Here is a 25,017-nt window from a genome sequence, read left to right on the forward strand (position 1 = left end):
CACCGCTCATACCGTCCAGCCTCCCACTCACGGGCGCGGGCCCGGCCCCCGGAGCGCGTCCACGGGGGCGACGTCCGCGTTTCGTAAGGAGTCCACGGCCCTTTTGCCGGGCCGCGGTTCCTACGGTGACACCGTGAGCGAAACCGTGACGGTAGACGTCGTACTCCCCTGTCTGAACGAGGCCGAGGCCCTGCCCTGGGTCCTCGCACGCATCCCGGACGGCTGGCGGGCCCTGGTCGTGGACAACGGTTCCACCGACGGCTCCGCCGAGCTCGCGCGGGCCCTCGGCGCGACCGTGGTCACCGAGTCCCGGCGCGGTTTCGGCGCCGCCTGCCACGCCGGGCTGCTCGCCGCCGAGGCGGACCTCGTCTGCTTCTGCGACTGCGACGCCTCGCTGGACCCCGGGCTGCTGACCGGTTTCGTGGCGGCCGTCACCGCGGGCGAGGCCGATCTGGTGCTCGGCCGTCGCCGTCCGCAGGGCCGCGGCGCCTGGCCCGCGCACGCCCGGGCCGGGAACCTGGCGCTGGCCCGGCTGCTACGCAGGCGGACCGGACTGCGGCTGCGCGATCTGGGCCCCATGCGGGCCGCGCGCCGGGAGGCCCTGCTCGGGCTGGACCTGTCGGACCGGCGCTCCGGCTACCCGCTGCAGATGGTGGTCCGGGCCGCGGACGCGGGCTGGCGGATCCGGGAGGTGGACGTGCCGTACCTGCCGCGCTCGGGGAAGTCGAAGGTGACGGGCACCTGGCGGGGCACCTGGCAGGCGGTGCGCGACATGAGCCGGGTCCTGGCACAGCCGCCCGATGCCCCCGCCGGCCGGGCCGGTGCGGGCGCCTCCTCCGGCGGTGCGGGCGCACCCTCCGGCGGTGGGCGATGAGCACGACCACCCTGCTGGTGATCGCGAAGGAGCCGGTCCCGGGCCGGGTCAAGACCCGGCTCACCCCGCCGTTCACCCCGGCCGAAGCGGCCGCGCTGGCCGAGGCCGCGCTCGCCGACACCCTCGCCGCCGTGGCCGCGGCCCCCGCTCGGCGCCGGGTCCTGGTCCTGGAGGGCCGGCCCGGCCCCTGGCTGCCGCCCGGCTTCGAGGTGCTCCCGCAGTGCGCCGGGAGCCTGGACCTGCGGCTCGCCGCCGCGTTCGGGGCCTGCAGCGGGCCCGCCCTGCTGATCGGCATGGACACCCCGCAGGTCACGCCGGAGCTGCTGGACGTCGACTGGTCGGCGTACGGGGCCTGGTTCGGGCCCGCCGTCGACGGCGGGTTCTGGGCGCTCGGACTGGCCGTCCCGGACCCCGCGCTGCTGCGCGGCGTACCGATGTCGGTCCCCGAGACGGGCGCGGTCCAGTACGAACGGCTGCGCGCGGCCGGGCTGCGCACCGGCCGGCTGCCCGTCCTGCGGGACGTCGACACCGCCGGGGATGCCCGCCTGGTCGCCGCCGAGGCCCCGGCGGGCGCCTTCGCCGCGCGGCTGGCGGACCTCACCCGGCCGGTCCTGCGATGACCACGCTCACCTCGGGCGTGGCCCGGGCCGGCGGTCCGGCCACCGCCTGGTCGGCCGATCCGTACACGGTGGCCCTGCGCCGCGGCCGGGGGCCGCTCTACCTGCGACGGGGCGACGGGTGGCTGCTCCCGCTGGACGTGGAGCGCTGGTGCGAGGCTCCGGACGGCGCCGACCGGACGGTGCTGGACCACTGCCGGGGCGCCGTCCTCGACATCGGCTGCGGCCCCGGCCGGCTGGTCTCCGCGCTCGCCTCCCGTGGACACCGGGCCCTGGGCATCGACGTCAGCCCGGAGGCGGTGGCCCGGACCGCCCGCTCGGGCGCCGCCGCCCTGCACCGGTCGGTCTTCGACCCCCTTCCCGGCGAAGGCCGTTGGGACACGGCACTGCTCATCGACGGGAACATCGGCATCGGCGGCGACCCCGCCGCGCTGCTGCGCCGGACGGCGGAGGTGCTCGCGGTGACCGGCTCGCTGATCGTGGAGTGCGCGCAGGCGGAGGGCGGGGCCGACGTGGACGAACGCTGCGAGGTCCGGGTGGCCGACGGCCGCGGCGGCCTCGGGGCGCCGTTCGCCTGGGCTCGCGTCGGCCCGGCGGCCCTGGCCCGGCAGGCGGCGGCCGCGGACTGGGTGCCGGCCGGCCGGTGGAAGGCGGCGGGCCGGGCCTTCACCCTGCTGACGCGCGGGGCCGCAGCCCCGTAGACCGCAGCCCCGTAGGCCGCCGGCGGTGCGGTCCGTCGTCGGTGCGGTCCGCCGTCAGTGCGGTCCGCCGTCAGTGCGGTCCGCCGTCAGTGCGGTCCGCCGTCAGTGCAGTCCGCCGTACGCGGCCATGACGATCTCCATGCCGCGGTCGTCCCGCTGCCGCTCCCGGTCGATCATCCGGTTCATGACGTAGGCCACCGTCATCCGTGCGTCGGGATCGCTCACGACGAGCGAACCTCCCCAGCCGCCCCAGCCGAAGGTGTTGCCGAACTTCCCGAAGCCCGCCGTCCAGGACATCGGCGTCCCCAGCACCCGGTCCGCACCGCTGAACACCTCCTGCCAGGCGGGCTCGCACCCCCGGGGAGACAGCAGCCTCACCCCACCGGCCGTTCCCCGGTTCGCCAGGACCGACTGGACCAGGGCGACGGAGCGGGCGTTGCCGTAGCCGTTCACCGCGGGGATCTGCGCACGGCGCCAGGCCGGCGCGTTGACGTCCCGGACCCGGACGGCGACACCGGTGTTCTCCCGGGGTGCGCCGTCCGGTCCGGGCGGCGCGCTGGCCGCGTAATCGTCGGTCAGGGACGGCGGCGGGATCAGCGGTGCGACGCGGTGGTCGTGCTCCGCGGGGAGCCCGATGTGGAAGTCCGCGCCCAACGGCCCGGCCACTTCCTCCGCGAAGAACGCACCGACACCGCGGCCGGTGATGCGGCGGACGATCTCGCCCACGAGGAACCCGAAGGTGAGCGCGTGATAGCCGGCGGCCGTTCCCGGTTCCCATGCGGGCGCCTGCGCGGCCAGCCCCGCCGTCACGGCCTCCCAGTCGTACAGCTCCGCGACCGACCGCAGCCCGGGCAGGTCCGGCAGTCCCGCGGTGTGCGACAGGACGTGCCGTACCAGCACGCCCTCCTTGCCCGCCGCGGCGAACTCGGGCCAGTAGGCGGCGACCGGCGCGGACGGATCGAGCAGGCCCCGGTCGGCCAGGATCAGCGCGCACAGGGCCGTCATGTTCTTGGTCGTCGAGTTCACGCAGGCGAGGGTGGAGCGCTCCCAGCCGACGGAACGGTCCGCATCGGCGTACCCGCCCCAGAGGTCGACCACCGGCTCGCCGTCGAGGTAGACGGCCGCCGAGGCGCCCACGTCCTCCTTGGCGAGCAACCCTGCAAGTGCCTCGTGGACCGCGCCGAACCGCGGCTCGCAATATCCCTTAATGTCGTTCATGGGGGTAAGCCTCGGGCAGCGCCGCGTCGTGCCGCCCGACAATTCCCGCACGGGATGTGTCGGGTGGCAACGGAAGGACGGACAGCGTGCTGGAGCGGCTGAACCAGGCGTTGGAACACCTGGAGTCCCGCCTCGACCAGGACATCGACATGGCCGAGGTGGCCCGGATCGCCGCCGTGTCGGAGTACCACTTCCGCCGGCTGTTCTCCGCGCTCGCCGGGATGCCGCTCCCGGTCTACGTACGGCGCCGGCGGATGACGCTCGCCGGGGCCGAGGTGCTGGCCGGGGAGCTGACGCTGCTCGACGTCGCGGTGCGGTACGGGTACGGCTCGGGCGAGGCGTTCGCCCGGGCGTTCCGGTCGGTGCACGGCATCGGGCCGGGCGAGGCCCGGCGCACGGGCGCGGTGCTCACGGCGCAGCCGCGCATGTCCTTCCGCGTCGTCGTCGAAGGAAGCACGACCATGCGGTACCGGATCGTGGAGAAGGAGCCGTTCCGGGTCCTCGGCAGGAAGGCCCGGGTGCCCCTCGTGCACGACGGGACCAACGCGGCCGCCACGGCCCATGTGGAGAGCCTGGACGAGCGGACGGTCGTACGGATGAAGGAGCTGGCCGGCCTGGAGCCGGAGGGGGTCCTGTCGGCGGTGGTGCACCTGACCGACAGCCGGGGGGAGGGCGCCGAGGTGGACTACTGGGTCGGCGTGGTGACCGACCCCGGGACGAGCGCCGAGGAGCTCGACGCCCTCGACGTACCGGCCGGGACCTGGGCGGTCTTCGACGACCACGGGCCCTACCCGAGCGCCCTCCAGGATCTGTGGCGCGACGTGTTCACCCAGTGGTTCCCCTCGAACCCGTACACGAGCCGGCCGGGTCCGGAGCTCCTGCGGACGCGGCCGGTGGAGATCGGCGCGGCGACCGACTCCCAGCTGTGGATCCCGGTCGAGCGGGGCAGCGCCTGACGCCACGCCGAGCCGCCCGTCACTCCGCCGGCCCGTCACTCGGCCGGCCCGTCACTCGGCCGGCCCGTCGGCCCGCGCGGCGGCGCCGGAGGTCCGGGACCGTGAACGCCGCCACCGGCCGGCGACCGCCGTCACCCCGGCGGCCACCGCCACCGCGACGAGCACCAGGAGCAGGTTCCGCCCGTACGGCAGCGGCAGGGCCGACGGGTTCGGCGGCGTCCCCGGTCGCAGCAGCAGGGGCAGGGTGACCAGGACGAGCGCGCCCGCCGTCAGCAGGGCTCCCCGTACGAGACCCCGCGCGGGCACGGCGGCGACCGCGAGGCCGGCCGCCAGGACGAGGGGCGCGATGATCCCGTCGTGCAGGACGAGCGCCCCGCCCATCCACACCAGCACGTCGAACGGGTCGGGCAGGTCCGCCAGCAGCCGTCCGCCGATCGCGATCAGCAGCAGCCCGGCGCCGCCCAGGAGCAGCCGCACGCCCTTCACAGCACCTCCATCAGGGTGACCCATTTGGTTTGCAGGACTCCGGGCCGGTTCGGCGCGATGACACGTGCCGGGTAGCCGTGGTCGGCGGTCAGGACCTGGCCGTTCAGTTCCAGTGCGAGCAGGGTCAGCGGGTCCTCGGCGTAGTCCCGGCCCATGTCCATCACCCGGTACGCGCCGCCCGTCTCCAGCGAGGTGACCCTCAGCCCGGCCCCGGCCGGGGCACCGGCCCGCGCCATCAGGTCGCGGATCCGTACTCCGCTCCAGCGCGCTTCCACGCTCCAGCCCTCCACGCACGCGATCGGCAGCCGCGCGTGCGCCCGTGGCAGGGCGCGGAGTTGATCGAGCGTCAGGGTGTAGGGGGTGGGGCCCCGCACCTCCAGCCGCCAGGCCCGTACCGCCCGTTCGGTGACGCCGGCCGCCGCGGCCGTGCGATTGACCGGGAGCCCTTGCGGTCCGTGGTCGGGGTGCCGGGGTGCGAGCAGGTCGAGCCGCTTCAGCGGGGTGAAGGACTGTCCGACGGTGACGAGGGTGACGGCTCCGACGGCCGCGCCGACGCCGAGCATCAGGGAGCGCCGGTCCGGGCCGTCCCGGGAGGGCAGTTGGAGCGTTCCGGGGGAACGGCGGCTCCAATGGGCCCTGATCTCGGGTGCTTTGACGGCGATGTGGAGGAGCAGCGAGCCGGTCACCACCCAGGCGAGGGCGAAGTGCGTCTGGATGAAGCCGAACGGCCAGGGGTACCACTCGGCGATGTTGAGGAGTCCGGTGAAGACCTGGAGGACGGCGGAGGCCACGAGCACCGCCACCGACAGGCGTTCCAGCCCGTGCCGGACACCACGCACCGGGGGCCACACGAACAGCCTCGGGTACACCGTCCACAGTTTCGCCAGGAGCAGCACGATCGCCGCGAGCCCGGTGGCGATGTGCAGGCCCTGGCTCAGCCGGTAGCCCCAGACCGGGCGGCTGGGCAGCGAGTCCGCGGCCCAGCCGGGCGGGTGCTGGAGGTAGTGGCTGATCAGGCCGGTCAGGAAGCAGACGGCGAAGGCCGCGCCGAGCCAGCGGCCGAGGGAGGCGGCGGTCCGGGCGTCGTGCAGGCGGCCGCCGAAGGAAGGCGGCCGGAAGGGGAAGCGGGAGGCGGGTTCGGGCGGAGCAGGCGGCAGGGGCGGCGGCGGTGGCGGCGTGGCCGGAGGCGGTGGCGGCGTGGCCGGAGGTGGGGGCGGGGGCGGCGGCGGAGTCATGCCCTCCATGAGAGCGCCGCCGGGCCCCGCGCGGGCGGCCCGACACCTTACGAAACGCGGACGCCGGGCCGGGTCGCCCGCCCGGCGGCGCCCCGCGCTGCCAGGCTGGCCCGTATGGACCACCCCCGCGCCCGGACCCTCCGCACCGTGCTGCTGCTCGCCGCGCTGACGGCCGTTCTCGTGCCCGCCGTGCGCGAGGAGGGCTACTTCGCCGACCCGGCGCGGCTCACGTGGTGGTACGCGGCCGCCTGGACGCTGTTCGGCGCGGCCGCCTGGTCGCTGCGGCGGGTGCCGGAGCGGCACGTGGTCCCCCTCGTGCTGGCGGGTGCGCTGGCCGTCTGCGCGGCGGGGCTCGCCGGGCCGCCGCTGACCAGCACCGATTCCTTCCGCTACGCCTGGGACGGTCGGGTGCAGGCCGCCGGGATCTCCCCGTACGACCACGCCCCCGCCGACCCGGCGCTGCGCGCCCTGCGCGACGACTGGCTGTTCCCGCGCGGCGCGGCCGCCTGCGCCGGGCCCGACCGGGTGGGCATCGAGCCGGGGGTGTGCACCCGCATCAACCGGCCCGCCGTCCACACCGTCTACCCGCCCGTCGCGGAGGGGTACTTCGGGCTGGTCCACGCCCTGTCACCGGCGGGCGTGCGGCACAAGGCCCTGCAGACCGGAGGGGCTCTGCTGGCGCTCGCCGTCACCGGGACGCTGCTGCTGGTCCAGCGCCGCCGGGGCGCGCGACCGCGTACCGCCGCGTACTGGGCCTGGTGTCCGGCGGTGGCGGTGGAGGCGGTGAACAACGCGCACGTCGACGTGCTCGCCGTCCTGCTGTCGGTGGCGGCGCTGGGGGTGATGGTGCGCCGACGCACCCTCGGCGGCGCCCTGTTCGGGCTGGCGATCGCGGCGAAGCTGCTGCCCGCCGTGCTGCTGCCGGGTGCACTGGCCGGCGTACGGCGGTGGCGGGACGCGGCGGCGCTGCTGCTGCCCGCGGCCGCGGTGGTGGGCCTGGCGTACCTGCCGTACGTGCTGGTCTCCCGCGCGTCGGTCTTCGGCTACCTGGGCGGCTACGCCGAGGAGGAGGGGTACGAGGACCCGGGCGCGGGCGGCCGCTACGCGCTGCTGCGCCTCGTGCTCCCGGACTCCTGGTCGGTGCCCGCGGTCGCGGTGGGGATGCTGGCGGTGACGGCGTACGTCTGGCGGCGCGGGGATCCGCGGCAGCCCTGGAGCGCGGCGCTGACGGTGACGGGCACGGCGTTCCTGCTGATGACCCCGGGGTACTCCTGGTACGCGCTGCTGCTGATCGCGCTGGTGGCGCTGGACGGCCGCGCCGAGTGGCTGGGGGTGGCGGTCGCGGGGGCGGCGGCGTACGTCTCGGTGCGCGCGCTGGGCGGGGCGACGATCCCGGTGGCGTACGGGCTGGCGGGCGCGGCCGTGCTCGTGGGGTGGGCGGTGCGGCGGCGGGCGGCGGCCCGGGGAGGGAGGGGAGTTGCCCCCGGGCCGCCGTCTCACGCTCCTCGGAGCGGTCAGCCGATGTGGAAGGGGTCCCCGTAGACCTTCCAGTCCAGGGGGGTGTTGAGGTTGAGGTTGCCCTTCTTGAGCCACACCCGCTGGGCCGTGTCGACGCGGCTGGTGTCGCTGTGCGCCTCCTCCTGCTTCATCGCCCAGACGCGGGCGTCGAGGAAGGCGTTGAGCCAGGTGGTCTCGTTGCCGCCCTGGGCCGGGGGCTTGGCCTTGGTGAGGGCGCGCTTGCGGATGTTGCGGAAGCTGGTGGAGTCGTCGCCGTCGCCGTGCATGACGATGGCGTCGTAGTAGGTGAACTGCCCGAGCACGCCGACCCCGTCGGCCTTGCCCTGCTTCACGGCCGGGTTGAAGTAGACCCGGTCGCGCTCGTGGTCCTGGGCCTTCTTGAAGGCGGAGTCGGAGGCCGCCTTCACCCAGTCCTTGGTGAAGTTGGGGTCAAGGCCGGCGTGCGAATCGCTGCCGTCGACCTTCCGCAGCGCGGGGAGGTACTTGGCGAGGACGTTGCCCGGCTTGATCTGCGTGTAGTACTCGACGAGTTCGAGCATGTCGTGGGTGCCGGAACAGAAGCCGATGATGCCGGCCGTGTAGCCGCGGCCGTCGTCTATGTCCTCGATGTACTTGTACTGCGCCTTCCAGTTCAGCGAGGAGTTCTCGGCGCTGGAGACGATCTGCATGGCGATGTCCTTCTTCACCGGGTCGTCGAGTCCGACGGCGGCGGCCGACACCTGCGCGGAGGCCGGTGCCGCGGTGGGGGCGGCGGCCGTCGCGTGGGCGGTGACGGGCACGGCGAGAAGGGCGGCGCCGAGCAAGGTACTTACGGCCAGTCGCTTGCGGTGGGGGGTGAACACAGTGCCTCCATGAGGGAGTTGATGCGCGGGCGACTTCGTTAGGAAACTTTACTACCAGAAGTCTCGCCACCTCAAGAGCCCGGCACCGACGACCCCCTGCCGGCCACCCTCACCGGGATCGACGCGCTGATCCTCTCTCCCGGCGCCACCCCTGCCGCCCTCCCCCTCGTCGGGCCGGCGCTGGCAGCCGAAGTGCCCGTCCTCGCCCTGGGCGAGGGAGCCCGGCTGCTCACGGAGGCGGCGGGTACGGACGGCACCGGCGGCGGCAGCGCCGATCCGCTGCTGGGCGACGGCTCCGCGCCGCACGGGTTCCGGGTGGGCGCCAGCGCCTGGGGGCTGCCCGTCCCCGACGAGGCCGACTGCGAACTAATGCGCCGCTTCGCAGAGTTGGTCGCCCGGCGGGCCGAAACCACCGCCACCCGGACCTTCTTCACGCCCCGGGCCGCCGCCTGGGAGGAGCGGTTCGCCTACCAGACACCGGCGTACGAGGCCGCCGTCGCCCGGATGCGGCTGCGCCCCGGGCAGCGCGCGCTCGACCTGGGCTGCGGCAGCGGCCGCGCCCTGCCCGCGCTGCGGGGCCTGGTCGGAGCCACCGGCACGGTGATCGGCGTGGACGTCACGCACGCCATGCTCGACGCCGCCGCCCGCGCGGGCCACGGCGGACCGGCGCGGCTGCTGCTCGCCGACTGCGGGCGGCTCCCGCTGCCGGCCGGCGCCGTCCACGGCATCTTCGCCGCCGGGCTCCTGGACCACCTGCCGCATCCGGCCGCCGCCCTGCGCGAGTGGGCCCGCGTCACCGCCCCCGGCGGGGAGCTGCTGCTCTTCCACCCCTCCGGGCGGGCGGAGCGGGCGGCCCGCCACGGGCGCGCCGTCAGCCCCGACGACGCGCTGGCCGAGCCGAACCTCCGACCGGCCCTCGAAGCGGCGGGCTGGCGCGTGGCCACGTACGAGGACACCCCCAGGCACTTCCTGACCCGCGCCACCCGCTGACGGGCGGGGCTTCGGGGCGGCCGGTGGGGCGGGCCTCGGGGCGGCCGTTCGGTCAGGCCTCGAGGCGACCGACGGGGCGGGCCGCCAGGCGGGCCCGCAGGCCCTGCTTCGCTTCCGGCCACTCGGGGCGCGTGAGGGAGTACACCGCCGTATCGCGGATCCAGCCGTCCGGCATGACCATGTGGTGCCGCAGTACGCCCTCGTGCTGCGCGCCGAGCCGGGTGATCGCGGCCCGCGACTTCGCGTTCCGCACGTCCGTCAGCAGCTCGACCCGGTTCATCCCCATGACCTCGAAGGCGTGCGTCAGCATCAGCAGCTTCGCCTCCGCGTTCGCTCCGCTGCCCTGCCGGGACGCGGCCAGGAAGGTCCAGCCGATCTCCAGCCGCCGGTTCGCGGTGTTGATCACCATCAGCCGGGTGGACCCGATGACCCGCCCCGTCTCCGCGTCCACCGTCGCGTACGGGATCTGCGTGCCCGCCGCCCGCGCCGCGACCGCGTCCTCGATGAAGCCCCGGACGTCGTCCGGGTGCGGGACGATCGTCACCGCGAGCTCCCAGAGGCTGCCGTCGCGGACCGCCTCGCACAGCCCGTCGTGGTGCCGCAGCTCGAGCGGCTCCAGCCGCACCCGCTCTCCGGCCAGTACCGCCGTCGCCACCGCACCGTCCACCGCCGCCTGCTGCATGCCCGACCTGCCGTTTCTCGTGTTGCGCGCCGCCACGAGGACCCTACGGGCACAACAGGTCTTACTCGAAGGGGTTTTCTGCCGGCCCGTCAGAGCCAACCGTTGCGCCGGAAGCCCCGGTGGATGACGAAGCACGCGACGGCCATCACTCCGAGCACGAGGGGATATCCGTACGTCCAGTGCAGTTCGGGCATGTGCTCGAAGTTCATGCCGTAGACCCCGCAGACCATCGTCGGAACGGCGACGATGGCCGCCCACGCGGTGATCTTGCGCATGTCCTCGTTCTGGGCGACGGTCACCTGGGCGAGATGGGCCTGCAGTATCGAGTCCAGGAGGGCGTCGTACGCGGCGATCTGGTCGGTGGCGCGGGTCAGATGGTCGGCGACGTCCCGGAAGTACGTGCGCATCTCCGGCGGGATGACCGGGATCGGCTGCGTGCTCAACTGCTGGAGCGGGCGGCTCAGCGGGGCCACCGCCCTGCGCAGTTCCAGCAGTTCGCGCTTGAGCTGGTAGATCCGGCCGGCGTCCCCGCGGCCGCCGTGCTCGCTGAAGACCATGGTCTCGACTGCGTCTATGTCGTTCTGCACCGCGTCCGTGACGGCCACGTACTCGTCGACCACGTGGTCGGCCAGCGCGTGCAGGACGGCGACCGGCCCCTTGGCCACCTGCTCGGGGAGCGCCTCCAGCTCCTCGCGGACCGACCCCAGGGTGCCGCGGCCGCCGTGCCGGATGGTGATGACGAAGTCGGCGCCGGCGAAGGCCATGAGTTCGCCGGTCTCCACCACCTCGCTGGTCGCGGTCAGTTCCTCGTGCTCCACGTACCGCACGGTCTTGAACACGGCGAAGAGGGTGTCGTCGTAGCGCTCGATCTTGGGCCGCTGGTGGGCCTGGACCGCGTCCCCGACGGCGAGCGGGTGCAGACCGAGCAGCTCGGCGAGCCCGGCGAACTCCTCCTGCGAGGGCTCGTGCAGTCCGATCCAGACGAAGCCCTCGCCCGTCTTGCGGACCCGGCGCAGCGCCTCGCCCACATCGGCGTGGCCGTGGCCGTCCTGGCGCACGCCCTCCCGGTAGACGATGCAGTTGACGACGGCGCTGCCGAGCGGGGAGCGGGCCGGGTGGCTGAGGTCGACGGTCCGCCGGTACGTACGGCGCACGGCCCGGCGCAGGTTGCTGAACATGGACAACGGACGTACTCCCCTTCGGCGGATCAGCGGCCAGTGTGCCACCGGCACGCGGACCCCACGAACGCCCGACGCTCGGGCCTTCGCTCCCGGGGCCCGTCCTCGGGCTCCCGTCCCCGGGGCCCCGGCCGCGGACTCCCGTCCTCGGGGCCCAGCCTCGGTGTCCCGGCTGCGGGCCCCCGGCTGCAGAGCCCCGGCCTCGCGGTCCCGACCTCAGACCCCCGGCTTCAGGGCCCGCGCCCGCGGGCCCCCCGCCTCAGGCCCGGTCGATGAAGACGCTCGTGGACTTCACCCGTGCCGTCGCCCTCGCTCCGACCTCCAGGCCGAGTTCCTCCACGGCCTCCCGGGTCAGCAGCGACACGACGCGGTGCGGTCCGGCCTGGATCTCCACCTGCGCGTCGACCGTGCCCAGCTTCACACCCGTCACGATGCCGGGGAAGGCGTTGCGCGCGGAGGTGTACGGGGCCCCCTCGCCGTCGCCGCCCTCCTGCGCGACCTCCACGCAGAACGCGGCGAGGTCCGGCCCGTCGACCATCCGCCGGGTACCGTCCCGACGCGTCGGGAACCTTTCCGCGTCGGCCCACCGTCGGGCCGTGTCTACGCTGACGCCGAGCAGCCGCGCCGCCTGGCCGATGGTGTAGGACTCCATGCCCGCAGCCTAAGCCCTCCCCCGGCCGGTCCTCGCAGGCCAGGGGCCCGGCCCCGGCCCGCGCACGATTCCCGCGGGTCCGTTCAGAAGGACCCGTCCTGGCCGAGCGCCCGCGCGGCGGCCCGCACGACCGCATCCGCCACCATGGACAGCGCGGGCGAGTCCAGCTTCCACTGCTGCCAGTACAGCGGGATCTCCAGGTTCCGCCCGGGCGCGATCACCACCAGTTCCCCCGCCTCCAGCAACGGGTCGGCCTGCACCATCGGCAGCATCGCCCAGCCCAGCCCGGCGGTCGCCGCGTCGCAGAACCCCTCCGACGTCGGCACGTAATGACGCACGGCGGACGCCCTGGCCGCCGCGTCCCCCGTCAGGACCCGCACGAACTCGTCCTGGAGCAGGTCCAGCCGGTCGAACACGACGACCGGCGCCTTCCGCAGGTCCCGCTCCACCGCGTCCCGCAGATGCCGCGCCGCGAACTCCGGGCTCGCCACCGGCAGGTACCGCACGAGCCCCAGCCTGCGCACCGTGCACCCCGCCACGGGCACCGGCTGCGAGGTGACCGCGGCCATCACGCGCCCGTCCCGCAGCAGTTCGGTCGCGTGCGCCTCGTCCTCCCGGTGCAGTTCGAAGCAGACCGGCGGGTCCTGCGGCACACCCGTCAGCGCGGGCAGGAACCACGTGGCCAGCGAGTCCGCGTTGACCGCGATCGGCAGCCGCACCGGTCCCAGGCCCTCGGCCATGCCCAGCTCGGCCCGCGCGTCGCGCTCCAGCCGGACGAGCTGGCGCGCGAAGCGGACGAGGACCTCCCCCGATTCGGTCGCCTGCACGGGCTTGGTCCGCATCAGCAGCACCCGCCCGGTCCGCTGTTCCAACGCCTTGACGCGTTGACTGACGGCGGAGGGGGTCACGTGCAGGGCGGCGGCCGCCGCGTCGAAGGTGCCCTCGTCGATCACCGCGAGCAGGGTCCGCACCTGGTCCACAGGCAGCTCATCCATCACAGCGGCTAATGGTAGGTAAGAATCTTTAGCTGTACTCCTCGCCGCGCCGCTGCCTACGGTCGAAGACATGACACACGGCATCATCCCGGCGGGCCTCGCGGGCTTCGGCACCGGCCTTTCGCTCATCGTCGCCATCGGCGCCCAGAACGCCTTCGTACTGCGCCAGGGCGTACGCCGCCAATCGGTCCTCGCCGTGGTCGCCATCTGCGCCCTCTCGGACGCGGCCCTGATCGCCCTCGGCGTGGCCGGCGTCGGCGCGTTCGTCACCGCCTGGCCGCCCGCCCTCACCCTCGTCGGACTCGTCGGCGGCGCCTTCCTGATCGGCTACGGAGCCCTGGCCGCCCGCCGGGTGCTGCGTCCCGGCCCGGGCGCCGCCCTCACCGCGGACGTCTCCGGCAGGGCCGGCGGCTCGGCCGCCACCCGCCGCGCCGTGCTGACCTGCCTGGCCATGACCTGGCTCAACCCGCACGTGTACCTCGACACCGTGCTGCTGCTCGGATCCGTTGCCGCCGGCCGCGGCGACCTGCGCTGGGCCTTCGGCGCCGGGGCCGTCCTGGCGAGCCTCGTCTGGTTCGGCGCGCTCGGCTACGGCGCCCGGCTGCTCAGCGGCCCGCTCGGCAAGCCCGCGGCATGGCGCGCCCTGGACGGGGTCGTCGCGGCGACCATGGTCACGATGGGCGGCCTGCTCCTCGCCCGGGCCTGAACAGTCCGTGCATCCGGTCTGCCACCGCCCTCCGAGGTCCACCCCATGGACAGGCCCCGAGTGGGTACGGATCACCGTGTCCGCAGCCCCGTACCCGCCACCTCGTACGGCCTTTCCCCGCACCACCAGGAGCCCCCGTGCCGGACCAGCCCCCGCCCGCGACCCCGCCGCCCTCCGCGTCCCCGTACACCGACTCGGTGCGCGCCTACTGCGCCGCCCAGCCCTCGCCCCTCGTCGCCGCCACCGGGATCGTGCTGGAACCGCGCGGGCGGGTCCTCGTCCTCACCACCTCGTACAAGGCGGAGCCGGAGCTCCCGGGCGGGGGCGTGGAGGACACCGAGACCCCGGAAGAGGGGCTGGCCCGCGAGCTCAAGGAGGAGCTGGACCTGAGCGCGCCGGTCGGGCGGCTGCTCGCCGTGGACTCCCGCCCCTCGGGGCCCCTCGGCCGCTCCCTCGTCGTCCACGTCCACCTCGTCGGACCGCTCACGCCCGAGGAGACCTCCGCCATCTCCTTCCCGGACGGGGAGGTCACCGAGGCCCGCTGGCTCACCCCTGAGGAGGCCTACGGGGCCCTGGACACCCGGAAGGGATCCCGCCTGCGCGCCGCCCTGGCCGCCCTGCACTCCGGCTCCCTCGCGCACCTGATCGACGGGGTGCCGCAGCCCGGCTCCCCGGCCGGCTTCGACCCCGCGCGCCGGGCGGAGCTGGAACACGCGGGCGCCTACGACACGGCCGGCCACCGCGCCGCCCGCCCCAAGGCCCTCACCGCGGCGAGCGTGCTGTTCACCGACTCCGCGGGCGGGGTCCTGCTCGTGCGGCCCGCCTACGGCGATCCGGACCACTGGAACCTGCCCGGCGGCGGCATCGACAGCGACCTCGGCGAGATCCCGCGCGCCGCGGCCCGCCGGGAGGTCCTCGAAGAGCTCGGCCTCGACCTGGCGCCGGGCCCGCTGCTCGCCGTCAACTGGTCCCACCGCTCCGGCTATCCGGCCCGCGTCCGCTTCCTCTACGACGGCGGCACCCTCGACGCCCCCGCCCTGGCCCGGATCCGCCTGCCCCGGACGGAACTCCTCGAATGGCGCACGGTCCCCCCGGCAGAACTCCGCCGGTTCACCAAACCGGCCCTCCGCCGCCAAATCGAGTCCTGCCTCAGGGCCCGCACCACACCGGGCGGCCCCCTGGAACTGCACCACGGCCGGCTGGTGGACGGGACCTAGAACTCGGCGCCAGGAGTCCTTCCACCGAGTGGCCGGTTACTTCGGCTCCGTGGCGAGCTGGATCAGGTTGCCGCAGGTGTCGTCGAAGACGGCGGTGGTGACGGGGCCCATCTCCAGCGGTTCCTGCGTGAAGCGGACGCCGAGGCCGCGCAGGCGCTCGTACTCCGCCGTGACGTCGTCGACGGCGAACTGGGCGAGTGGGATGCCGTCCTCGACGAGGGCGTCCCGGTAGGTCTTGGCCGCCGGGTGGGCGGCGGGCTCCAGGAGCAGTTCGGTGCCGCCGGGCTCGGCGGGCGAGACCACGGTCAGCCACCGGTGCTCCCCGCCCAGCGGGACGTCGTGCTTCTTCACGAAGCCGAGGATCTCGGTGTAGAAGTGCAGGGCCTTGGCCTGGTCGTCGACGAAGACGCTGGTCAGGTGGATCTTCATGGGGTGCTCTCTTCCGGTCCGGGCGGGTCGGGCATGCGCCACCGCTCGGCGATCTGCCGCAGCGGGGCCGTGTTCAGGTCGTGGAACTTGTACCGGCCCTCCCGCCTGGTCTCGACGAGTCCGGCGGCCTCCAGCACGGCGAGGTGCTGGGAGACGCCCTGGCGCGAGATGCCCAGCCGGTGCTTCATCGTCAGCCGCGAGCAGATCTCGAACAGCGTCTGCCCGGACTTCTCCGCGAGCTCGTCGAGGATGGTGCGGCGGGTCGGGTCGGCCAAAGCTCTGAAGAGTTCGTCGGCCACACCCACAGGATAGGCAAGTACCCACTTGCCTATCAACTGGAGAAGCCGCCGTCAGCCCGGAATGGGCGCGAAGTCCCAGTACGGACGGCTCCGCTGTCTCGCCGCGACGGTCTGGACGTGCTGGACGCCCAAGGTGCTCGCAAGGCCCCTGATCCCCGCGTCCTCGTACTTGTCCGCCTCCTCGCGCGCGCGTACGCCGCGGAGGTCCGCGGCGAGGGCGATCTGCGCGGCGAACGTCATGGGGTGCGTCGGACCGAACGCCTGTTCCGCGCCCCGCACGGTCTCCCGGCTCAGGGAGAGCGCCTCCTCCACGTGCCCCCTGACCTGGCGGTGCCCGGCGACGTTCAGGGCGCAGCCCAGCGTCCACGGGTGCCGCGTGCCGAGCGCGCCCCGCATTCCGGCCAGCCCCTGCTCCGCCAGCGACAGCGCTTCCTCGCGCTCGCCCTGTGCCCGCAGGACCAGGGCGAGGTTGCCCATCGCGCCGATGGCGTACGGATGGGCCCGGCCCAGGTGCCTCTCGTACGCGTGGAGCACGTCCTCGGACAGCCCGCGCGCCTCGTCGATGTCCCCGTGCTCACGGAGGTACGCGGCGTGGTCGCAGGCCACGGCCAACGCCCCCGGGGAGTCGGCTCCGAAGAGGCGCGCAGCCCGCTCCCACACGGTCCGCAGCAGCTGGCCCGCGCCGGGGAGGTCTCCGTCACCGGTCAGGCACATCGCGAGGTTGTGCTCGGCGCTCAGGGCCAGCGGGTGGGAGGGGCCCAGCATCTGCCTGACGAGTCTGACGCCCTGTTCCTGCCGGGCGCGCGCCTCCCGGTAGTGCCCCAGCAACCGCAGGTCCACGGCGTGGGCGAGGACGGAGGAGAGGGCGGAGGGGTGCCGGGCCCCCAGCATGCGCTCGCGGCGGTGCAGGGTCTCCTGGTCGAGGTCGTGGGCCTCTTGGTAGCGGCCCAGCAGCCGGTAGGCGGTGGCCAGATCGTGCCGGGCCTGCAAGGTGGTGGAGTCGTCCCGGCCGAACAGCTCCCGCGTGGCGTGCACCACCGGCTCGATCCACTCACGGGCCTCCTCGTACCGGCCGAGGGCGAGCAGGAGCAGACCTTGGGCGCGCTCCTCCCGCAGGTCCTGTCGGCTGCGGCCGTGTCCCGGCCCGGCGCCGGCGAGGAGCTGGCGGGACGCCTCCTCGGCCTGGCCCAGCCGGCCGAGGAGGCGCAGCGCCGTGATGTGCAGGGAGGCGAGCTCGCGCAGGGAGGGGTGGTCCGCGCGGAGTACGGCCCGCCAGGAGCGGTCGATGTCCTCGCACAGGCGCAGGCAGGTGGGGTACTCGCCGGCGAGTACCAGGTAGCGCACGCAGTCCAGGAGGAAGGTCCAGGTTCTCGGGTCGCTGCTCGTGAGGGCACCGGAGGGTCCCAGGTGCGGGACGAGTTCGGCGTACCGGGGCCAGAGCCGCGAGTCGGCGGGCCGGCCGGGGGCGGCCTCGACGAGCACCTGCTGAACGGCGCGGGCCAGCGGTTCGGCCTCGTCCTCGGAGAGGTTCTCGCGGACGACACGGTGCACCGTGCGCTGGATCTGTGCGGTGCCCGTCCCGCCGCTGCCTTCTCCCACGGGCCCGTCCGAGTGCTCCAGGTGTACGACGGAGAACTGGACCAGCTTGTTGAGGGCCTCGTTCCACCGGACGGGGTCGCCGAGCATCCCGGCTACCCGTTCCGGTACCTCCCTTGCGGGGAAATCACGCAGCAGCCACAGCGGGACCGGGCCGGGGGCGAAGAAGACGAACAGCCGCAGCAGGGTGAGGGCGTCGGGGAAGTTGACCCGGATGTTGTTGAGGAGGATGGCCAGCGCGGTCTGGAAGGGCAGCGGGTAGTCCTCCGAGAGGGTGAGGGGCTCGCGGGAGTCCCCGCCCTCCAGCAGGGCGACGTACTCCCGCACGCCGAGCGGGGAGTCGGCGAGCCAGCCGGCGGCCTGGTCGAGCGCGAGCGGGTAGTCCCCCAGGGCCTCGGCGAGCCGGTCGGCCTCGGCAGCGGTGAGGCGCACCGCCCGGCGGCGGACGAAGGCAACGGACTCGGAGCGGTCGTAGAGCGGGACTTCCACGATGCTGGTGTGCCGGGAGGCCCACTCGCGGTTGCGCGAGGTGATGATGACGTCGCCGGGGCCGGAGGGCAGCAGGTCGGTGAGGTCGTCCGGGTCGTCGCAGCCGTCGAAGACGATCAGCCACCGGTCGTGGGGAGTTCCTCGCCTCAGCGCTTCGAGCACGGCCCGGATCTGCTCGCCGTGGCTGCCCGCGCCGCGCGGCAGGCCAAGGGCGGGGGCCAGTTCGACGAGACGCTCGCGCGCGGTGGCCCGGTCCTCGGCGGGGACCCACCACACCGCGTCGTACTCGGCGGCGAAGCGGTGGGCGTACTCGACGGCGATCTGGGTCTTGCCGATGCCGGAGAGCCCGAGGAGGGTGACGGCGGAGCCACTGCGCGGGGCTTCGGACAGGGTCGTGTGAAGGCGGGCCATGAGGTCGTCGCGACCGGTGAAGCGGGTGTTGCGGCGCGGGACCCGGCCCCAGATCTCGGGCGGGTCGTTCGGGAAGCGGGGGCCGCGCCGGCCGGTTTCGGCGCTGATCCGTTCGGTGGGCATCCGCAGGCGGCGCAGCACCCGGTACTCCGCCTCGTACGCGTCCACACCCCACAGGGTCACGGGCTCCAGCGGCGTCGCGGGCAGCCTCGCCTCGGTCAGGGCGACCGCGGCGAACCGGTCCAGCTCCGACGGGTCGAGGGAGCTCCACGCGGTGTTCCACTCCCGGTCGGTCCGGTCGCCCGTGGCGAAGAAGTGTTCGCTGAGCACCATCAGCACCGAGCCCCGGCGCGGCAACAGCCGGCGCAGCTCCTCCTCCAACCGCTGCCCGGGGGCCGGGTCCCAGCGGCTCAGTACGGCGCCCAGTCCATGGGCCTCCAGCCGGTGGGCGAGCCAGACCGCCCACGGCCTGTTGAATCCGCTGTAGACCAGGACGACGTTCCCGGCGCGACCGCTCTCCTCTGGGTGCGTCGGCGCCTCGGCGCGTGCCCGCGCCTGCTCCCGCGCCGCTGCCCACGCCCGCTGCTCGGCCCGCTCGCGCTCCTCGGCCCGTACCCGCTCCTCGGCGATCCGCACCTCCTCCTCGGCCCGAGCCCGCTCGTCGGCCCGCAGGCGCTCCTCGGCCCGGGCCCGCTCATCGGCTCGTACCTCCTCCTCGGCGCGCGACCGCTCATCGGCCCGCAGGCGTTCCTCGGCGCGTACCCGCTGTTCGATCCGTACGCGCTCCTCGGCCCGGGTCCGCTGCTCGGCCCGCACCCGTGCATCGGCCTCCGCCCGTTCCTCGGCGCGCGCCTCCTCCACCGCCCGCGTCTGCTCCTCGGCCCGGGCCCGCTCTTCCGCTTCCCTCTCCTGCACAGCTGCCCGGCTCGCCGCGGTCCGTGCGTAGCGCCGGGCCACCAGCGCGGAGACGTCGGCGAAGGCCTGCGGGGTGAGCAGCTCGCCGTTCCCGTCGGGCCGCTCCTCGCCGGTGAGGTAGGCACGGGCGAGGGCCGGGAAGTTGTGGGCGCGCCGCCCGAAGTGGCGTTCCACGTACTCCCCGCAGTACTTGAGCACGAGGAGGGCTTCGCCCAGGGGCAGCGCCCGCAGCAGCGCCTCGCGCACGCCGGGCACGAACTCGTACCACCCCTCGGGCTCGGCCCGCCGCAGGAGCCCGCTGAGCAGGACCTCCGCGAGGACGGACGGTCCCGTACCGGGGGCCGTGCTGCGCTGCACCAGCTGCATCACGGGGAGGCTGAGGGGGACGGCCGAGAGTGCCACGGCCAGTTGCAGGGCGGGGCGCGAGGCGGTCCGGCGGAACGACCCGATCAGCTCGGCGGGGGGCGGCGTACGGTCCGTGCCGACGGGGAGGGCCGGCGCGTGGTCGGGGCCCACCCAGCCCGCCGCCGCGGGCAGCGCGAGGCCGGTCGACGTCGACAGGAGGCGCGCCCACGCTCCCAGCCCGGCGCCGGTCGGCGCGAGCACGGGCACGGGGACCGGCCCTGCCGCGGCACCGCCTTCGAGCGGGATGAACGCGAGCCGGCTCGCCAGCCCTTCGGGGCGCCTCAGTGTTCCCGGCAGCGCCGGCAGATGGGTGCGCCGCCACATGCGCTGGGGCAGCGGCTGGACCAGGGCGACGGGCGCCACCGCGCTCCAGCGGTGGAGCAGCCGCTGCATCCGTCCCGCGCGCCACAGCGGTCCCGCACAGTCGCTGAGCACCAGCGTCAGCTGCCGGCCGGAGGGGTCCCTCAGCTGCTCCGCTCCCCAGAACGGGCGGCTCCCGTCCCGGGCGGGACCGATCAGCAGCCGTCCGTCCGCGGCCTCGCGCACGTGGTGGACCAGGATCTCGCGGAACGCTCCGGTCCCGGCGAGGATCTCGCTCAGTTCCCCCAGGGTCCGCTGCCACACCGGGGTCGAGGTCGACACGTCCATGACGAGGCGGATCCGGGCCTCGCGCCGGGTGGAGGAACGGCTGACGGGCAGCAACAGGCCCGTCAGCGCCGCCCGTTCCGCGGTGGCCTGTTCGTCGAGCTGGTCCTCCACCGGGCGCACGGGTGCCCGGTACCGCTGGAGCGGGCGCAGGGCGCGCACCAGCGCCAGGGGCTGCGGCAGGGCGGTGGCCATGGGGACCCGGACCCGTTCGAGGCCATCGGCGGCGCCTGCGCCCCGGCCGCGGTGGCGGGGGTGGTCCGCGTACAGCCGGGTCCGCTCCGGTGGTCCGGCCGTACCGCCGGTGACTCCGGGGCCCCTCCCGGCGGCGCCGCCCGGGTCGGGCGCGTCCCCGGCGGCGTCCCGCGCGTCCCCGTCCGGTGCACCGGCGACGGGCTGCTCGGCCGGTGCCCGGAGCGAGGGCGCGGCCGGATCCACGTGCCGGGCCAGCCAGAGCGCCTCGGCGAGCTCGCGGGCCGTCGGTTCCGCGCCCGCGGACAGCAGTCTGCGCACCAGCTCCGGGAGCGGATCGGGCCGGGACTCGCGAGGCTCGGGGGACTCGGGGGACTCGGGGGACTCGGGGGACCCGGGGGACTCGGGGGACCCGGGGGACTCGGGGGACCCGGGGGACGCGGGGGCCATCAGCTCGGCCCGGGTTCACCGTGGTCGAGGGGGCGCATCAGCAGCTCGGCCAGCCGCTGCCGGTCGGACTCGTTGCCGCGCACCGTCTCCTGCGTCAGGTAGATGGCGTTGAGGAGCTGGTCCGCCGTGCGCAGGGCGCCGGGCCTGCTCTGGAGGAACTGCCGGATCAGGGCGTCGTTGGCCTCGGCGTCGTCTTCGCCGAAGTGGGCGCGGACCATGGACCGGAGGCGGCCGGTGCCCCATTCGTCGTCCTTGGGCGACGACAGTTCCAGACGGAGGCAGCGGCGCAGCAGCGGGACGGGGAAGTCCCGTTCGCCGTTGCTGGTCATCACGACCACGGGGAAGGCCCGGCAGCGGATCTTGCCCTTCGTGACCTCGGCCCGGGTGTCGTCGTCGGTGTCGACCTCCACGGTCTCCTGGACCGCCTGGAGGCGCTGGAGTTCGGGGATGGTGAACTCCCCTTCCTCCAGCGCGTTCAGCAGGTCGTTGGGCAGGTCGATGTCGCTCTTGTCGAGTTCGTCGACGAGGAGCACGCGGGGTTTCTCGTACGGCAGCAGCGCGGTGCCGAGCGGGCCGAGGCGGAGGTAGCGGCCGATGTCCCGCGTGTGGTCCTCGCCTCCCTCGCGGGCCAGCTGCATGTCCTGGAGCCGGGCGATGGCGTCGTACGAGTACAGCCCCTCGCGCAGCGTCGTACGGCTGACGACCGGCCAGTGCAGGACGCGGCCCAGCCCCAGTTCGTGGGCGAGGGCGTGCGCGAGCGTCGACTTCCCCGAGCCCGGCTCCCCCGTCACGAGCAGGGGGCGCCGCAGGTACAGGGCGGCGTTGATCATCTCCAGTTCGGCCGGGCGCCAGGCGAGGCCCGCGGATCCCATGGCCGCGTCGGAGCCCAGCCGCCGGGTCGACTCCGCGCCCAGGTCCGGGGGCCCGGAGACCACCGGGGAACCGTCGAAGTCGCGCCAGGGGGGCGGTTCCGGCAGGCGGTCTACACCGTCGTGCGGTTCGCCGGTGCCCCGGAAGACGAACCAGTCGGGGGTGGTCATGACGTACTCCTCGGGTAGCGATCGCGGCGGGGCCGGCGGGGTCAGGGCGAGTTCAGCAGGCCTGCCGGCTCGGGGAGCGGACGGTCCGGGTCGTCGTAGAGCAGGGCCAGCGGCTCGGCCCAGTCCGCATCGGCGTCGGCCCTGCTGATGCGCTCGCGCAGCATCCGCAGTTCCTCGGGCAGCGCGCCGGCCCGACGGGCCCGGCGCAGCAGCCGTGCCACCCGGTCCTCCAGGTCCCCGCAGGGCGTGCCGCAGCCCGACTGGTGCGGGTCGCCCCGATGCCACAGGGCGACGGCGTATCCCGCTCTGATCACCTCGCGCAGCGGCTCGGCCCCGTCCCCCGCCGTTCTGCACACCAGCGGTACGGCGCCGGCCGGCGCTGCCTCCAGCACCTCGCTCCCCGCTTCGGGCCATCTGAGGGGCAGCGTTTCCAGGGCCCCCTCGGCCACGCCCAGCCAGCGCTCCCGGTGGAGCTCCCGGGGGGTCGCGGCCCTCTCCAGCGGGCGCAGGACCACTTGCCGGTGGACACCGAAGGGCTGGTCGGCGGGGTCCGGCCGCATGCTCCGCGCGACGAGCCGGAAGCGCCACAGGTGCACGCCCTCGTCGAAGCACTCGACGGGCAGCACGAATTCGAGCCGTGCGGGCCTGTCCTTGGTGTCGGTCCGGCCGAGGAGATCGTGCAGCGGCTCGCCCAGGAGGTTCGGCAGTTCGGCGAGCGAGGCACCCTCCGCCTCGTCCCCCTCGTCCCAGGGGCGGAAGCAGCCCGCCTCCTCGGCCCAGGTCCAGATCCGCCAGTGGAACCGGTCCTGCGGCCGGTAGGCGTCCGGGCGGAGCTCGACCGCGACCACCGGGCCGCCCGCCTCCGCCCCGGCGGCCCGCGCGGCGACCCAGGCGGCGATCCTGGGCGTCTTCAGCAGCGCCCGGTAGTAGACGGGCAGTTGTCCGGCGCGCTGCTGCACCCAGCGCTCCAGTTCGGCGGCCGGCCCGGGCCGTTCCGCGGCGCAGGTCCTGGCCACGAGAAGGAGGTAGTGCAGGAAGGCGATGTCGTCGCCGTCGGCCGTCTCGTAGAGCCAGCCGTGTCCGTCGCGCCAGTCGCGCGCCGCGACCGCCCCCGGCCACAGGGGCTCCTCGCCCACCGCCACTTCGATGAGCGATTCGAGTTCCCGCGTGGAGACGGGCGGAGGCAGCTCGGCCAGCAGGGCGGACGCCGCGGCGCTGTCCCTCGGGGTCCAGACCCGCTCGCCCGTGGGGACGAGCCCTTCCTGCGCGGCCACCCAGGACTTCGCGGCCGAGGCGGGCTCCTCCCGCATGCGGTGGTGCCACTGGTCGTGGGCGCGGATGAGCTCCCGGTACGGTTCGCGCCCCAGCCCCTGCTCACCGCCGACGGGCACCGCCCTCGCGAACCCGCGCAGCGCCGTGGCGGCGATGGCCAGCCCGCCGTCCTTACCGCGTCTGCGCGCCTTGACCACACCGAGGACGACGCCGCGGTCCCGGTCCAACACCGGGCCGCCCGAGGCCCCGTGGGGGATCTCGGTCTCGGGACCGAGGGTGAGTCCGCTCGATCCGTCGCTGCCGTTGATGACGCAGTGCCCGCTCCACGTCTGGGGCTTGCAGCCCTCGGCCGCGCGCCACCCGTAGACCGTCACCCGCGAGGGTGCGTCGCTCCGGTCGCCGAGCCGTACGCAGGCGTGCCGGACCGAGTCGTCCGCCAGCCGGATCAGCACGAGGTCCTGTTCGGGGTCGAACCCCCCGCCCAGCCAGTACCCGAGCCGGGCCGGAGTACTGCCGTGCCGTCCGTGCACCAGGAAGGTGCCCACCGCCTCCGGCTGCTCCACTCCGGGAATCACGTGGGCGCAGCTGAGCACCCAGCCGGGGGCGACGAAGAACCCGGTGCCCCAGAGCCTGTCCGGGTCCCCCTGGGGCCCGATCCGCACCGTGGCGCGGCGTGTGAGCTCCTCGAGTTTCGCCGCCGTCATCCGCTTGCGTCGTCCGGGCCCGGGCCCACCCTGCCTTCGGCTTCTCGGCGGCTCCAGGTGAGGGTGATCGAGATCGCGGCCTTGGCCTCGCCGTCCGCCAGCATGGCGACTGCCTTGCCCGGCTTCACCGCCAGCTCGATCCCGAAGGTGGCGCTGACCTCATCGGGGCGGGCGGCCCGTGCGGATTCGAGTACGGCGGAACCGATGCCGCTGACCAGCTCGTTCAGCTGATCCACCCGGGCGGTCAGGTGGTCGAGCGCGCCCACGTCGTCGTAGGCGAACTCGTCGGATCCCCGGGGGGCGTCCTCGGGGCGCATCACACTGACGCGTGCCAGTACGGTCTCCCCGTTGGGCAGTTCGATCTCCTGGATCTGCCGTTCCATAGCCTCTCCCCCAGCCGCCGGACAACTGAGGCCCATCCGAGCCCTGTTGACCTTGCCGGAGGCTATTGTGCAGGCTCGCGTCCGGATCGTGCAGCGAGATGACGCGACTCGGAACCTTCGACTGAATCCTTTTCGGACCTCCCCGCCTCTTGTCCGTGTACCGGCCGAACGGGCCGGCGGAACCAGGAGGAGAAACCATGATGATCACCGGTCTCGTAGTGATCGGAGCCCTGCTCGTGGGCGCGTGCAGCTGGCACCTGGTGCGGCGGTACAAGAGCCGAGCCTGACCAGACCCCGCAGACCCTGCCGTAGGAAACCTTCCGGAATGAGCAGCACATGAACCAACGTTTCCCCTGGCCGGACGATCGGCTGATCAAGGCCGCTCAGGACGGCGACGTCGCCTCGCTCACCACCGTCGTCATGGAATCGCAGCCTCATGTGCGCAGGTTCGCCCTCTCGCTCTGCGCCTCGCCCCAGGACGCGGAGGACGCGGCGCAGGAAGCACTGATCATCCTCTACCGGAAGATCGGCACCCTGCGGGCCACCGGCGCCCTCGCCTCGTGGATGTTCCGGATCGTGCGCAACGAGTGCCTGCGGCAGGTACGGCTGCTCCTCGCGCGGAGCGACGAAACACCGGCCGGCCCGGAGTCGGCGGACCCGTCCGCAGAGGACGCCGTGCTGCGCAGGCTGGAGGCGGAGCGGATCGCGGCCGCGGTCGGCGCCCTTCCCCGTGACCAGCGCCAGGTCCTGATCCTGCGGGACGTCCAGGGCCTGCCGGGCAAGGCCGTCGCCGATGCGCTCGGTCTGAGCACCGCCGCGATGAAATCGCGGCTGCACCGGGCGCGCGCAGCCCTGCGCCACACCTTGACGGCGATCGACCCCCCAGTAGCCGAAGGAGACTCACGACGGTGAACACCGTG

General features: G+C 74.3%; 23 protein-coding genes. 9 read left to right on the forward strand and 14 right to left on the reverse strand.

All coding sequences use genetic code 11. From position 1 onward, the window contains the following. Positions 1–133 precede the first annotated feature (133 nt). The 3 genes from ACE1OC_RS07110 to ACE1OC_RS07120 are packed head-to-tail and all read left to right on the forward strand — an operon-like array spanning position 134 to position 2,192. The gene (locus ACE1OC_RS07110) at positions 134–874 is read left to right on the forward strand and encodes a glycosyltransferase family 2 protein (RefSeq protein WP_407836263.1); all 741 of its coding nucleotides are present in this window, start codon (positions 134–136) and stop codon (positions 872–874) included. Further along, positions 871–1,494 carry a TIGR04282 family arsenosugar biosynthesis glycosyltransferase gene (locus tag ACE1OC_RS07115; protein WP_266962100.1) on the forward strand — a complete coding sequence of 208 codons (624 nt, stop codon included), beginning with the start codon at positions 871–873 and terminating at the stop codon, positions 1,492–1,494. The genes ACE1OC_RS07110 and ACE1OC_RS07115 overlap by 4 nt, the downstream gene beginning before the upstream one ends. Next, positions 1,491–2,192: a class I SAM-dependent methyltransferase gene (locus tag ACE1OC_RS07120; RefSeq protein WP_407836264.1), complete on the forward strand. Its 702-nt coding sequence runs from the start codon at positions 1,491–1,493 to the stop codon at positions 2,190–2,192. Before ACE1OC_RS07115 ends, ACE1OC_RS07120 begins: the two co-directional genes overlap by 4 nt. 102 nt (positions 2,193–2,294) lie before the next feature. Here the strand turns inward: ACE1OC_RS07120 and ACE1OC_RS07125 are convergent, their stop codons facing one another. Continuing rightward, on the reverse strand, positions 2,295–3,410 hold the full coding sequence (locus ACE1OC_RS07125) for a serine hydrolase domain-containing protein (protein ID WP_407836265.1): 1,116 nt from the start codon (positions 3,408–3,410) through the stop codon (positions 2,295–2,297). An 86-nt stretch (positions 3,411–3,496) separates the two neighbouring features. On the opposite strand from ACE1OC_RS07125, the gene ACE1OC_RS07130 reads away from it, so the two are divergent. Beyond that, a complete protein-coding gene (locus ACE1OC_RS07130) occupies positions 3,497–4,366 on the forward strand; it encodes an AraC family transcriptional regulator (RefSeq protein ID WP_407836266.1) in 870 nt (289 codons plus the stop codon). A gap of 51 nt (positions 4,367–4,417) precedes the next feature. Here the strand turns inward: ACE1OC_RS07130 and ACE1OC_RS07135 are convergent, their stop codons facing one another. Both ACE1OC_RS07135 and ACE1OC_RS07140 read right to left on the reverse strand, forming a co-directional pair. Then, a complete protein-coding gene (locus ACE1OC_RS07135; protein WP_407836267.1) occupies positions 4,418–4,852 on the reverse strand; it encodes a hypothetical protein in 435 nt (144 codons plus the stop codon). Further along, positions 4,849–6,087 carry a molybdopterin-dependent oxidoreductase gene (locus ACE1OC_RS07140; protein ID WP_407836268.1) on the reverse strand — a complete coding sequence of 413 codons (1,239 nt, stop codon included), beginning with the start codon at positions 6,085–6,087 and terminating at the stop codon, positions 4,849–4,851. The genes ACE1OC_RS07135 and ACE1OC_RS07140 overlap by 4 nt, the downstream gene beginning before the upstream one ends. Positions 6,088–6,201: 114 nt before the next feature. On the opposite strand from ACE1OC_RS07140, the gene ACE1OC_RS07145 reads away from it, so the two are divergent. Continuing rightward, a complete protein-coding gene (locus tag ACE1OC_RS07145; RefSeq protein WP_407836269.1) occupies positions 6,202–7,629 on the forward strand; it encodes a glycosyltransferase 87 family protein in 1,428 nt (475 codons plus the stop codon). On the opposite strand, the gene ACE1OC_RS07150 is transcribed toward ACE1OC_RS07145, so the two are convergent. Next, positions 7,602–8,447 (reverse strand): chitosanase, encoded by an 846-nt coding sequence (locus ACE1OC_RS07150; protein WP_407836270.1) that lies wholly within the window; start codon positions 8,445–8,447, stop codon positions 7,602–7,604. The genes ACE1OC_RS07145 and ACE1OC_RS07150 overlap by 28 nt on opposite strands. Positions 8,448–8,639: 192 nt before the next feature. Between ACE1OC_RS07150 and ACE1OC_RS07155 the strand changes: the two genes are divergently transcribed. Further along, complete coding sequence (locus ACE1OC_RS07155; RefSeq protein ID WP_407836271.1) at positions 8,640–9,437, forward strand: class I SAM-dependent methyltransferase; 798 nt, start codon at positions 8,640–8,642, stop codon at positions 9,435–9,437. Positions 9,438–9,489: 52 nt separating this feature from the next. Here the strand turns inward: ACE1OC_RS07155 and ACE1OC_RS07160 are convergent, their stop codons facing one another. The 4 genes from ACE1OC_RS07160 to ACE1OC_RS07175 all read right to left on the reverse strand — a co-directional run bounded on the left by ACE1OC_RS07160 (position 9,490) and on the right by ACE1OC_RS07175 (position 12,944). After that, complete coding sequence (locus ACE1OC_RS07160) at positions 9,490–10,119, reverse strand: GNAT family N-acetyltransferase (RefSeq protein WP_407836272.1); 630 nt, start codon at positions 10,117–10,119, stop codon at positions 9,490–9,492. 89 nt (positions 10,120–10,208) lie between these two features. Next, positions 10,209–11,297: a magnesium/cobalt transporter CorA gene (gene corA / locus ACE1OC_RS07165; protein WP_407836273.1), complete on the reverse strand. Its 1,089-nt coding sequence runs from the start codon at positions 11,295–11,297 to the stop codon at positions 10,209–10,211. Positions 11,298–11,556: 259 nt separating this feature from the next. Beyond that, positions 11,557–11,949 carry a TOBE domain-containing protein gene (locus tag ACE1OC_RS07170; protein ID WP_382972918.1) on the reverse strand — a complete coding sequence of 131 codons (393 nt, stop codon included), beginning with the start codon at positions 11,947–11,949 and terminating at the stop codon, positions 11,557–11,559. Positions 11,950–12,032: 83 nt separating this feature from the next. Then, a complete protein-coding gene (locus ACE1OC_RS07175; RefSeq protein WP_407836274.1) occupies positions 12,033–12,944 on the reverse strand; it encodes a LysR family transcriptional regulator ArgP in 912 nt (303 codons plus the stop codon). Between the two features lie 70 nt (positions 12,945–13,014). Here ACE1OC_RS07175 and ACE1OC_RS07180 point away from each other — a divergent pair, with 70 nt between their 5' ends. Then, on the forward strand, positions 13,015–13,650 hold the full coding sequence (locus ACE1OC_RS07180; protein WP_407836275.1) for a LysE/ArgO family amino acid transporter: 636 nt from the start codon (positions 13,015–13,017) through the stop codon (positions 13,648–13,650). A 137-nt stretch (positions 13,651–13,787) separates the two neighbouring features. Continuing rightward, complete coding sequence (locus tag ACE1OC_RS07185) at positions 13,788–14,867, forward strand: NUDIX domain-containing protein (RefSeq protein ID WP_407836276.1); 1,080 nt, start codon at positions 13,788–13,790, stop codon at positions 14,865–14,867. A 36-nt stretch (positions 14,868–14,903) separates the two neighbouring features. On the opposite strand, the gene ACE1OC_RS07190 is transcribed toward ACE1OC_RS07185, so the two are convergent. The 6 genes from ACE1OC_RS07190 to ACE1OC_RS07215 all read right to left on the reverse strand — a co-directional run bounded on the left by ACE1OC_RS07190 (position 14,904) and on the right by ACE1OC_RS07215 (position 24,097). Beyond that, positions 14,904–15,296 (reverse strand): VOC family protein, encoded by a 393-nt coding sequence (locus ACE1OC_RS07190; RefSeq protein ID WP_274550494.1) that lies wholly within the window; start codon positions 15,294–15,296, stop codon positions 14,904–14,906. Then, positions 15,293–15,595, reverse strand: a complete 303-nt coding sequence (locus tag ACE1OC_RS07195; RefSeq protein ID WP_250747923.1) for an ArsR/SmtB family transcription factor — start codon at positions 15,593–15,595, stop codon at positions 15,293–15,295. The genes ACE1OC_RS07190 and ACE1OC_RS07195 overlap by 4 nt, the downstream gene beginning before the upstream one ends. A gap of 51 nt (positions 15,596–15,646) precedes the next feature. Beyond that, the gene (gene fxsT / locus ACE1OC_RS07200) at positions 15,647–20,569 is read right to left on the reverse strand and encodes an FxSxx-COOH system tetratricopeptide repeat protein (protein ID WP_407836277.1); all 4,923 of its coding nucleotides are present in this window, start codon (positions 20,567–20,569) and stop codon (positions 15,647–15,649) included. 128 nt (positions 20,570–20,697) lie between these two features. Continuing rightward, a complete protein-coding gene (locus ACE1OC_RS07205) occupies positions 20,698–21,738 on the reverse strand; it encodes an AAA family ATPase (protein WP_407836278.1) in 1,041 nt (346 codons plus the stop codon). Positions 21,739–21,779: 41 nt separating this feature from the next. Beyond that, positions 21,780–23,714, reverse strand: coding sequence for a trypsin-like peptidase domain-containing protein (locus ACE1OC_RS07210; RefSeq protein WP_407836279.1), 1,935 nt, complete (start codon positions 23,712–23,714; stop codon positions 21,780–21,782). Beyond that, positions 23,711–24,097, reverse strand: coding sequence for a CU044_2847 family protein (locus ACE1OC_RS07215; RefSeq protein ID WP_407836280.1), 387 nt, complete (start codon positions 24,095–24,097; stop codon positions 23,711–23,713). The genes ACE1OC_RS07210 and ACE1OC_RS07215 overlap by 4 nt, the downstream gene beginning before the upstream one ends. Before the next feature lie 336 nt (positions 24,098–24,433). Between ACE1OC_RS07215 and ACE1OC_RS07220 the strand changes: the two genes are divergently transcribed. Beyond that, positions 24,434–25,009: an RNA polymerase sigma factor gene (locus ACE1OC_RS07220; RefSeq protein WP_407836281.1), complete on the forward strand. Its 576-nt coding sequence runs from the start codon at positions 24,434–24,436 to the stop codon at positions 25,007–25,009. Positions 25,010–25,017: the final 8 nt, after the last annotated feature.

It is taken from the genome of Streptomyces stoeckheimensis (assembly GCF_045822005.1).
Classification (GTDB): Bacteria; Actinomycetota; Actinomycetes; order Streptomycetales; family Streptomycetaceae; genus Streptomyces; species Streptomyces stoeckheimensis.

Excerpts from the sequence above, each read along its gene's own strand:
- ACE1OC_RS07115 (WP_266962100.1), top strand. The coding sequence starts at position 871 with ATGAGCACGACCACCCTGCTGGTGATCGCGAAGGAGCCGGTCCCGGGC.
- ACE1OC_RS07120 (WP_407836264.1), top strand. The coding sequence starts at position 1,491 with ATGACCACGCTCACCTCGGGCGTGGCCCGGGCCGGCGGTCCGGCCACC.
- ACE1OC_RS07125 (WP_407836265.1), bottom strand. The coding sequence starts at position 3,410 with ATGAACGACATTAAGGGATATTGCGAGCCGCGGTTCGGCGCGGTCCAC.
- ACE1OC_RS07140 (WP_407836268.1), bottom strand. The coding sequence starts at position 6,087 with ATGACTCCGCCGCCGCCCCCGCCCCCACCTCCGGCCACGCCGCCACCG.
- ACE1OC_RS07145 (WP_407836269.1), top strand. The coding sequence starts at position 6,202 with ATGGACCACCCCCGCGCCCGGACCCTCCGCACCGTGCTGCTGCTCGCC.
- ACE1OC_RS07160 (WP_407836272.1), bottom strand. The coding sequence starts at position 10,119 with ATGCAGCAGGCGGCGGTGGACGGTGCGGTGGCGACGGCGGTACTGGCC.
- corA (WP_407836273.1), bottom strand. The coding sequence starts at position 11,297 with ATGTTCAGCAACCTGCGCCGGGCCGTGCGCCGTACGTACCGGCGGACC.
- ACE1OC_RS07170 (WP_382972918.1), bottom strand. The coding sequence starts at position 11,949 with ATGGAGTCCTACACCATCGGCCAGGCGGCGCGGCTGCTCGGCGTCAGC.
- ACE1OC_RS07175 (WP_407836274.1), bottom strand. The coding sequence starts at position 12,944 with ATGGATGAGCTGCCTGTGGACCAGGTGCGGACCCTGCTCGCGGTGATC.
- ACE1OC_RS07180 (WP_407836275.1), top strand. The coding sequence starts at position 13,015 with ATGACACACGGCATCATCCCGGCGGGCCTCGCGGGCTTCGGCACCGGC.
- ACE1OC_RS07190 (WP_274550494.1), bottom strand. The coding sequence starts at position 15,296 with ATGAAGATCCACCTGACCAGCGTCTTCGTCGACGACCAGGCCAAGGCC.
- ACE1OC_RS07205 (WP_407836278.1), bottom strand. The coding sequence starts at position 21,738 with ATGACCACCCCCGACTGGTTCGTCTTCCGGGGCACCGGCGAACCGCAC.
- ACE1OC_RS07210 (WP_407836279.1), bottom strand. The coding sequence starts at position 23,714 with ATGACGGCGGCGAAACTCGAGGAGCTCACACGCCGCGCCACGGTGCGG.
- ACE1OC_RS07215 (WP_407836280.1), bottom strand. The coding sequence starts at position 24,097 with ATGGAACGGCAGATCCAGGAGATCGAACTGCCCAACGGGGAGACCGTA.
- ACE1OC_RS07220 (WP_407836281.1), top strand. The coding sequence starts at position 24,434 with ATGAACCAACGTTTCCCCTGGCCGGACGATCGGCTGATCAAGGCCGCT.